Raw genomic sequence first — 9,044 nt, 5'->3', positions numbered from 1 at the left:
CCCCAACCCCTCCCCTGAAGGGGAGGGGCTTTTCCGTTGCGCTCTCCGGCCAGCCCAGCGTCCCGAACGGCCACAGCGCCGAGGAGAACCAGGTGTCGAGGACGTCGGGGTCGCGATGAATATATACGGTAATTTCGTCACCATTACGCCGATGGCCACCTGCAACGCGTGCTTCAACGGCGACGCTTTTACCGGTAAATCGAGGATCGTTGCGATAGAATGCAGTCGCCTGCTTAATCGCTTCATCTTCGGTCTCAGCCACGAAAATCGGCGCTTGACGATAATCGACAACGCGCTCGTGCATCGGCTTATCGAAGTCAAACAACCCTAGAGGCTGACCAAACCAAGCCGGTATTTGGTGCCCCCACCACAATTGCCGTGACACACACCAAGGCTGAATATTCTCCATCCAGTTGAAGAAGGTCTTTTCCCACGTCTTTGGGACGATCTCGATCCGTCCGTCGCGCACTGCTTCCATCGGCGCGACGGCCAGCTTGGCGGCATCGACATACCATTGGTCGGTCAGCCAGGGTTCGATGACCACACCGGAGCGGTCCCCGAACGGCGTCTGGATTACCCGCGGTTCGAAGTCGGCGGCGACTTCCTCGCCTTCCTTATTCTTGGTGACGTGCGGCACGAGGAAGCCAAGGGCCTTCATTTCCGCAACCACGGCCTCGCGCGCGCCATCCACGCCATCGCGCTTGAATCGGTGCAGGCCCAGATACGCTTCCGGCACCAGACCGTCCGCCGTCTGCACGACATTGGCATCGGCATCGAACATATTGAGCATCTGGCCCGCCGCAATCCCTGCCCGCTTGCCCACCTCGAAATCATTGAAATCATGCCCCGGCGTGATCTTGACCGCGCCGGACCCCAGTTCAGGGTCGGCATAATCGTCGCCCACGATCCGCAAGCGCCGCCCGGTGATCGGCTGCAAAATCTCCTTGCCGATCACGCTCTGATAGCGCGGATCATCGGGATGGACCGCGACCGCCATGTCGGCCAGCATCGTTTCGGGCCGTGTCGTCGCGACCACGATATGGTCCGCCCCGTCGGCCAGGCGAACGCCATCGGCCAGCGGATATTTGAACCGCCAGAAGCCGCCCTGCGTCTCCTTCGTCTCCACCTCCAGGTCGGAAATGGCCGATCGGAAATGCGGGTCCCAATTGACCAGCCGCTTGTCGCGATAGAGCAGGCCGCGCTGGTGCAGTTCCACGAACACCTTGACCACGGCCTTGCTGAAATGCGGGTCCATGGTGAATTGTTCGCGGCTCCAGTCCATCGAACAGCCAAGCCGGCGCAGCTGGCCGGTAATCGTGCCGCCGCTTTCCTGCTTCCAGTCCCAGACCTTGGCGATAAATTCGTCGCGGCTATAATCGGTGCGCTTCTCGCCGCGCGCATTCATCTGCCGCTCGACCACCATCTGCGTTGCGATGCCTGCATGGTCGGTGCCGACCACCCACAAAGCATCCTTGCCGCGCAGCCGCTCGTAGCGGATCATGATGTCCTGCAACGTATTGTCGAGCGCATGGCCGATATGCAGGCTGCCGGTGACGTTCGGCGGCGGATTGACGATGGTATAGGGCTGCGCGTCCGGCCGTTCGGGGCGGAACAGGCCTTTTTCCTCCCAATGGGCGTACCAGCGGGTTTCGATTGCGGCGGGGTCGAATGTTTTGGGCAGTTCGGTCATCCCCGCGCCTTAATGCGCCTTGCCGCCCCATTCCAGCCGAAAGATCAGCCCAACCAGCGCCATATGCCCGCAGGCCAGCCCGCCAGCGGCATATGCGCCCAGGTCGCCGCCAGCCAGACGACCAGCCCGCCCGCCAGCGCATGCATCCCGAACCGTCCGAACCGCGCGCGCCCAGCCAGGATAGCGGCAAAGGGCCAATAGCTCGTCCGCGATTCCCAATGCTGCCAGGCCGCAGGGGTCAGCACTTCCTTCTTGCGGTCCTGCAGAGCGGCACCGACCAGCGACAGGAGGATGATTGCTACCGACACGATGATATTCGCCGCGACGGGATAGACCAAGATATGCGCCAGTCCCCACATCGCGAAAGCCCACATCATGGGATGGCGGGTGATGGCGAACACGCCCTTCGCCTCTGCCGGGACCATGATCGGCCCGTCCGGGTTGGGCATGGCCGGATTGCCAACCAATGACCCCAGCAGCAGGATCGAGGCGACGAGCATGATGACGGTCGCGATCGCCCACAATCCATCACCGACCGGCCACAGCATCGGCGTGACCGGTGCGGCGCGATAGGCGACGATCATCCAGATCAGCGTAATCGCCGCAACCAATGAATAGACGCCGAGAAAGCCCTTCTCCCCCAGCCGCGCCACCAGCGGCGCACGCAAAGGATGAGACAGGATGAAATGCGTACCGACGAAGGCCGTCGCTGCGATCAGGACCATCATGCTGCCATCCCCCCAGCCATCAGAACCGGGTTAGATATAGCATGATAAAAGGAATTGCGTCAGCGCTTTGCGCTAAGACAGGATCAGCGCGCGGTGATCCGCGCAATCTCCTTGGCCACCATCTCTTCGACCAAGGCCGGCAGCCGGGCGTCCAGCCATTCCTTGAGCATGGGCTTGAGCAGCGAGCGCACCAGCCCGTCGAGCGTATTGTCTCCACCATCCTGCGGCGCGACCAGCATCGACGACAAAGCGGAGAGCGAATGGCGCGCGGCGACTTCGCTTTCGACCGACAATATCGTCTCAGCGCCCGGCGTGGCAGCCGCAGCGGAAGGCTTGGTGGGCTTAGGCGACGCGGCTTTGGGGGCAGGCATGGCGTCCTCTACACCGACCTCTTCGGTCAGTTCCAATATTTCATCACTGTCCAGATCGACGGGCGCAGGCCCTGCGACCGGGCGTACCGCATCGGCGCGAACCCGGCGGGGAGCAGCCTGCGCCGCTTCCTCGCCTTCCTCGGCGATGATGCGCTTGATGGACGAGAGTATCTCCTCCATCGAGGGTTCTTTGCTCATATCGCCCATGTCGCCCCCAATTTGTCCGGCCGCCGACCGCAGCCGATCAGGGCCGCTGTGCCGTTTCGGGATTCACATTGGCGTTTTGTGGCACGCTGTCAACGGTGCGTGTCGCGGCGGGCGTAGGCGTGGTGCCATAGTCCCAGTCGAACCATTTGCCCTTCACCCGGTCATAATTGACCATCGGGTCATAGAGCGCGCCACCTTCCAGACCCAGATCATCCGCTTCGGCATGGCCCATGGCCGCCAGCAGGCTGAACCCTGCGACATAGGCATTGCGCCGCGCCGTCACGAGCTGGACACGGGCGTTGAGCGCTTCCTGTTCGGCATCGAGGATGTCGAGAATGGTGCGGCTGCCGACCGAATTTTCCGCGCGCACGCCTTCCAGCGACAGGCTCGATGCATCGACGGCCTTCTGGCTCGATTCGATCGTTTGGAGCGACGCCTGCCAGCTGGCATAGGCAGCGCGGGTCTGGGAGATCACGCTGCGCTCCGTCTCGATCTCCTGCTCCATCGTCTGCGACAGTTGCGCTTGCCGCTGTCGCACCTGCGCCGCCACTCGGCCCCCCTGATAGAGCGGAATGCTTAGCTGCACCCCGGCCTGCGCCTGCTTGTTGATCTGCGACCCACCGCCGACCGTGCCATTTTCCAGCGTATCGAGATAGTTGGTGTAGCCCGCCTGGGTGAAGGCCGATAGCGTCGGCAGATTGCCGGCCTTGGCCACCTTCACATCATAACGGGCCGCGTCGCGGGATTTTTCCGCCGCGATGATGTCGGGATTGTCGGCCAGCGCGACCTGCACCGCCGTCTGCGACGTGGCAGGCAGGCCGGGCAGCGCCGGGGGCGGTGCCAGATCGTCCGGCGCGCTGCCGACCAGCGCGATATAATTTTCCCGGCTGGTGATGAGATTGGCCTGCGCCGTCTGCAAATCCGATTGCGCCAGCGCGAGGCGCGATTGTGACTGCGCCACGTCGGTGCGGGTCAGGTCGCCAACTTCGAAGCGGTCATTGGTCGCTTGAAGATTGACCTCCAGCACGCGCACATTGGCAAGGTTCAGCGACACGATCGCGCTATCGCGGATCACATCCATATAGGCGGCGACGACCTGCGAAAAAATGCTCGCCTCGGTGCCGCGCAGGTTCGCCTGCCCTGCTTCGACCCGGACCTTCGCCGCCTTGACGCCGTTGCGCACGGCACCCCCGGCATAGAGCGGCACGTTGAGCTGTGCCTGTGCATTCACCGTCCGCTGGGGCGAGGTGAAACTGATGGTGGGCTTGAGGATGCTTTCGGAATAGCTGCCGGTCACTTCGGCACCGGGACGCCCCGCCGCCTTTTGAATCGGCACATTCTCATCCGTCGCCCGCTGCCCGGCGCGCGCACCGGTCAGCGTGGGATTCGAGGCATAGGCCTTGGCCAGCGCACCCTGCAGGGTTTCGGCCATGGCCTGCCCCGACAGGCTGGTGGACAATAACAGCAAGGCTGTAGCGGTGACCCGCCCAAATGATGGTCGCTTTGCTGTCATGATCCCTGTCTCAAAAAACAAACTGTTCCGGCGTGGCAAAACCCGGCAGCACCACCATTTCCAGGTCGGCGATGCTGGACAGCCCCAGCACGCCGCCGACCACGCGGCCGCTGCACAAGCGCGTCACGCCACGCTCGATCAGGCCGGTCACCACCCGTCCGCCATCGACAAGCTGCTGAACGAGCGTCGCGGGCACTTCCTCTACCGCGCCATCTATGACCAGAAGGTCATAGGGTGCGCCATCGACCGCCCCGGCACTCAGCGGCCCGCGCGTAACCACGGCACCGATGCTTTCCGGCCCGCCCTCTTCCTCGACCGCAACCACCTGCGCGCCCATTTCGGCCAGCAGCGCGGCGCAATAGCCGGTTGCCGCCCCGATCAGCAGCACCTTGTCACCCGGCACGACCTGCGCCTCAGTCAGCAGGCGGCCGGTGGCCAGCGGAGGATTGATCGCCCGTCCGCCGTCCAGCGGAATGGCGCGGTCGATATAGGTCATGGCGCGGCGATGCGCGGGCACATAATCCTCGCGCGGCACCTTCGCCATCGCCGCGATTACGCGCGGGTCGTTGACGTCGCTGGTGCGCAACTGGCTTTCGACCATGGCGGCCCGCATCGAAGAATGTTTCTGCTCGGTCACGATAGTTTCTCGCTTGGTCCAGTGGGCTTGGCACAACTGTATTGGCAATGCAATACAGTAAGGGGATCAACGGACCTCTAAATCAGCGCAGCCCCCGCGCCAAGCGGCTTTACATGACGGCACGCGAGATTCTTAGGATCGGCCGCTGCCCTTCCGCTTGACTTTGCCGCCAAAGCCGCACATTTGCGACCACCCACTTGACTGAGGCCCGATGGCGGAGTGGTTACGCAGAGGACTGCAAATCCTTGCACGCCGGTTCGATTCCGGCTCGGGCCTCCAAAATCCTGTCTGGCGACGTCTGCCAGCAGTTGAAAAATCCCTGATTTCCGGTAGTTTATGGGCATTCGCTGATTGTCAGTGGATGCCCTTGTTTGCCTGCAATTGCGGATGATGGGGGCCTAATTTGGGGGCCTCAAAGGCCCCAGCAGAATCGAGGCCCCCAATGGTGCTAACCGATACCGCTATCCGCAATGCCAAGCCCGCAGATAAGCCTTACAAGGTTACTGACTCCCAAGGTTTGTATCTGCTCGTCAATCCAAGAGGCAGCAAGCTGTGGCGAATCAAATACCGGATCGACGGCGTAGAACGGAAACTGTCGATCGGGGCGTATCCCGAGATTACCTTGGCCGAGGCGCGCGCTGCCAGGGATGCCGCCCGTAGGCAACTGGCTCATGCGATCGATCCCAACGTAGCCAAACGACAAGCCCGCATTGAGGCGAGCATTCGGGCCAGCAACAGCTTCGCTAGCGTGGCCGAGGAATTGATAGAGAAGAAAGCGCGTGAGGGGTTGGCTGAGCCGACGCTGGAGAAGATGCGCTGGTTTGTGAAACTTATGGGGGCAGACTTCGGAAAGCGACCTGTCACCGATATCACGCCTCAGGAACTTCTTCATGAACTGCAGAAGCATGAACGGCGTGGCCGCTTGGAAACCGCCAATCTCCTGCGCGCCTTTGCCAGCCGTGTTTTCCGCTTTGCAGTTGCAACGGCGCGTGCCGAACGTGATCCGGCGCAACTCCTGATCGGCGCACTGACCACACCGCGAGTCAAGCACTTCGCCGCCGGCCTCTTGGTCTGGTAGCTGATCACGCCGCCCGGCGCGCCAAAGCCGTACATAAAGCCGGTAAGGCCCTTCAGCGCCGTAACGCTTTCGATCGGCTCCAGCAGAAAGTCGCCGCCCCAATACAGCAGCAACGGCACATCATCGATATAATAGTTGCGCACGCCCAGCCCCCTGATCTGGGTGCCCCACCAGTTGGTCGATCCTGACGGCGCGGAAGAAAAGACGGACGGATCGTTGGCAAAGATCTGCCCAATGCTGTTGGCTTGCCGTCGGGCGATGTCATCCGCGTCGATTACCGTTACCGAATAGGGGGTATCCAGCAAAGCTTTCGTACCCAGAGCACCGCCCTGGCTGACCCTGTTCTGACCCTCGTCCGGCTTTAGGCCGGTCACGATGAAGCCTCATTCGCATCGGGACGTGCCGCATCTTCGGCCGCATGGGCTTGCGTTGCAAAAACGGCAGGACAGGCCGCCATTCCCGTCATCGTCGTAGCGGACAAGAGCGACAGGACCAATTTGTGCGTCATCGAAGACCCCCTTCATCATAGCGCGGCCTCTAGATTTAATGATATTGCGAGTCAATCGCATATATACTTATAGCGCCCCAACTTTGGCGAAGGGGGTGAATGATGAAGAGTTTAGCTAGACTGACCGGCGCGTTGCTCAGCGCATCCTGTCTCGGCCTTTCCGCAGGCGCACGCGCACAGCCGGCGCCGGACGCCGACAGCAAACGGGACGAGATCATTGTCACCGGGGCCAGGAACCCCGATGTCGCCATGGCGTCGAAAGCCGACATCCCGCTTCTTGAAAATTCCCAGGCGATCTCGATCGTCTCGCAACAAACGCTGATCGATCGCGGGGCTCTGCGGCTCGGCGATGCGCTGGCAGGCGTCGCGGGCGTGTCGCGCAATAACACCTACGGATTCTTCGACGGTTTTAACATTCGCGGGTTCAATGCCTCATCCGGCGCGACCTATCTCGACGGGCTGCTCGATGATACCGGCTATGGCACGTCCGAGATGAGCGGGCTGGAACGGGTCGAGGTGGTGAAGGGGCCGGCATCGGGCCTGTTCGGGCAGGGGCCGCTATCGGGCATCGTCAATCTTGTCAGCAAACGGCCACAGGAGGATGCGTTTCTCGATCTGGGCATGAGTGCCGGTTCCTATGATCTGATCGAGGTCCGCGCCGATGCCAACGCACCACTGACAGCGGACGGCACGCTGACCGCGCGTCTGGCAGCGGTCTATCGCGACCAGGATTTCTTCGTCCATTCGTCGGGACAGAAGCGCATCTTCCTCGCACCCTCGCTGCGTTGGCAAATGGGAAGCCGGACTAGCCTGACCCTGCTTGGTCGCTATCAGAGGGACGACATCCGTCCCTGGTCGCCGACTACCGCTTACGGCACTGCGCTACCCAATCCCAACGGACCGCTGCCGATCAGCCTGTCCATCAACGACACCATGTACCCCGCCGTCCAGAAAAATGACTACTGGAATCTGGGCTATGTGTTCGACCATCAGGTCAGCGAGGCCGTCGCGGTCCATCAGTCGCTGCGCTATCAGGATTTCCACAACAGCTGGGACAATTGGCTGTTCATCACCGGCATCAACACCCAGGATATTCCGGCAACCGCGATCAGCCCGCTCATCCCGGCCTACAGCCGGGTCAGCCGCGCCTTTTATGGTCCGTACGAGGAGAATGGCACCTATTTCCGCGTCGACACCAACGCCAGTGCGCGTTTCGACACCGGACCTCTGAACCATTATCTGCTGGCTGGACTTGATTATGGCCGACGCCGGTCGGACAACTACAATCTCTACGACACCAGCAATCCCTATTATCTCAACCTTTACGCCCCGGTTTACGGGACGGTCAGCACGCACAATCCGGCCGTTCCCTTCTCGACCGCAGGCAGCCGGACGCGTCAACTGGGGCTGTACGTCCAGGACCATATCAAGCTGGGCGATGTTCTGACGGTGACAGTCGGCGGGCGATGGGACGATGCCTCGGCGATCAACCTGAGCGGCGGCGTGGCAAGTCCCAAGACCAAAGCCACAGCGTTCAGCCCGCGGGCCGGGGCCACGCTTGCCCTTAATGAATGGGCGTCGCTCTATGTCAACTATTCCAAATCCTTCACGCCGCAATTCAGCTACCGCGACGTTGACCAGAAGGTTTTGCCGCCCGAACGCGGCGTCAATTACGAGGGCGGTGTGAAGATCGCCCGATCCGATGGCCGGCTGACCGGGATGATGACGCTGTTCTCTCTGACCCGCGCCAATGTCGCCACGGCCGACGCCGTGCTGCCCAATGTCTATGTGCTGACGGGCGAACAGCGCACGCGCGGCATCGAGGCGGAAATGGCATGGCGTCCCGGTAGCGGCATCGAACTGACGGCGGCCTATACCTATCTCGACGCCAAGGTGACTGCCGACAACCGCCTGCGCGTCGGTTCGCGCCTCGGCAGCGTGCCCCGCCATATCGTCGATCTGTGGGCACGCTATACGATCCCGTCGGGACCGCTCGCCAATCTGGGTGCGGGGGCCGGGTTCCATCATGAAAGCAACCGCGCGGCCAGCACGGCGTCGGCGGTCGCGGGCGCGTTGCAGCCCTTCCTGCTCGACGGCTATGTGCTGGTTGATGGATCCATCTTCTACAGATTCGACGACTGGTCGGTGCAGGCGAATATCCGCAATATCTTCAACGAACGCTATTTCCCCACCGCTTCCCTGACCCGCACGACACCGGGCGAACCGCGAACCTTCATGGTTTCGCTTCAGCGGCATTTCTGACCCCGTGACGGTTCCACCAGCCCGAACGGGCACCAGACGTCAGCGTTTGC

7 protein-coding genes, 1 tRNA gene and 1 pseudogene are annotated in these 9,044 nt (G+C 62.0%); 3 read left to right on the top strand and 6 right to left on the bottom strand.

The window, feature by feature from the left end; translation table 11 throughout:
• From IL54_RS17905 to IL54_RS17885, 5 genes are all read right to left on the bottom strand, one after another.
• The coding region (locus IL54_RS17905) for a valine--tRNA ligase (RefSeq protein WP_076605591.1) at positions 1–1,690 on the bottom strand (1,690 nt) is incomplete at its 3' end.
• A gap of 44 nt (positions 1,691–1,734) precedes the next feature.
• Positions 1,735–2,415 carry an NnrU family protein gene (locus tag IL54_RS17900; RefSeq protein WP_037479185.1) on the bottom strand — a complete coding sequence of 227 codons (681 nt, stop codon included), beginning with the start codon at positions 2,413–2,415 and terminating at the stop codon, positions 1,735–1,737.
• Positions 2,416–2,501: 86 nt separating this feature from the next.
• Positions 2,502–2,996, bottom strand: coding sequence for a DUF2497 domain-containing protein (locus IL54_RS17895; RefSeq protein WP_037477430.1), 495 nt, complete (start codon positions 2,994–2,996; stop codon positions 2,502–2,504).
• Positions 2,997–3,033: 37 nt separating this feature from the next.
• Positions 3,034–4,509, bottom strand: a complete 1,476-nt coding sequence (locus IL54_RS17890; protein WP_037477428.1) for a TolC family outer membrane protein — start codon at positions 4,507–4,509, stop codon at positions 3,034–3,036.
• A gap of 10 nt (positions 4,510–4,519) precedes the next feature.
• On the bottom strand, positions 4,520–5,146 hold the full coding sequence (locus tag IL54_RS17885; RefSeq protein WP_037477426.1) for a protein-L-isoaspartate O-methyltransferase family protein: 627 nt from the start codon (positions 5,144–5,146) through the stop codon (positions 4,520–4,522).
• Positions 5,147–5,351: 205 nt separating this feature from the next.
• On the opposite strand from IL54_RS17885, the gene IL54_RS17880 reads away from it, so the two are divergent.
• Together IL54_RS17880 and IL54_RS25195 are read left to right on the top strand one after the other, a co-directional pair.
• A tRNA-Cys gene (locus IL54_RS17880) sits at positions 5,352–5,425 on the top strand.
• Between the two features lie 163 nt (positions 5,426–5,588).
• Entirely contained in the window at positions 5,589–6,224 is a 636-nt protein-coding gene (locus tag IL54_RS25195; protein ID WP_237748929.1) for a tyrosine-type recombinase/integrase, read from the top strand.
• A 65-nt stretch (positions 6,225–6,289) separates the two neighbouring features.
• On the opposite strand, the pseudogene IL54_RS25490 reads toward IL54_RS25195, so the two are convergent.
• Positions 6,290–6,598, bottom strand: a pseudogene (locus tag IL54_RS25490) (TonB-dependent receptor plug domain-containing protein); the annotation flags it as partial.
• 233 nt (positions 6,599–6,831) lie between these two features.
• On the opposite strand from IL54_RS25490, the gene IL54_RS17870 reads away from it, so the two are divergent.
• Positions 6,832–8,994, top strand: a complete 2,163-nt coding sequence (locus IL54_RS17870; RefSeq protein ID WP_081912956.1) for a TonB-dependent siderophore receptor — start codon at positions 6,832–6,834, stop codon at positions 8,992–8,994.
• Positions 8,995–9,044 lie beyond the last annotated feature (50 nt).

Source organism: Sphingobium sp. ba1 (assembly GCF_000743655.1).
Classification (GTDB): domain Bacteria; phylum Pseudomonadota; class Alphaproteobacteria; order Sphingomonadales; family Sphingomonadaceae; genus Sphingobium.
The sequence above is the reverse complement of the archived record's forward strand: the minus strand, read 5'-3'. Positions and strand labels throughout refer to the sequence as shown.

Bases quoted from the DNA above. Each gene is read 5' to 3' on its own strand.
- IL54_RS17900 (WP_037479185.1), bottom strand. From the start codon at position 2,415: ATGGTCCTGATCGCAGCGACGGCCTTCGTCGGTACGCATTTCATCCTG.
- IL54_RS17895 (WP_037477430.1), bottom strand. From the start codon at position 2,996: ATGGGCGATATGAGCAAAGAACCCTCGATGGAGGAGATACTCTCGTCC.
- IL54_RS17890 (WP_037477428.1), bottom strand. From the start codon at position 4,509: ATGACAGCAAAGCGACCATCATTTGGGCGGGTCACCGCTACAGCCTTG.
- IL54_RS25195 (WP_237748929.1), top strand. From the start codon at position 5,589: ATGGTGCTAACCGATACCGCTATCCGCAATGCCAAGCCCGCAGATAAG.
- IL54_RS17870 (WP_081912956.1), top strand. From the start codon at position 6,832: ATGATGAAGAGTTTAGCTAGACTGACCGGCGCGTTGCTCAGCGCATCC.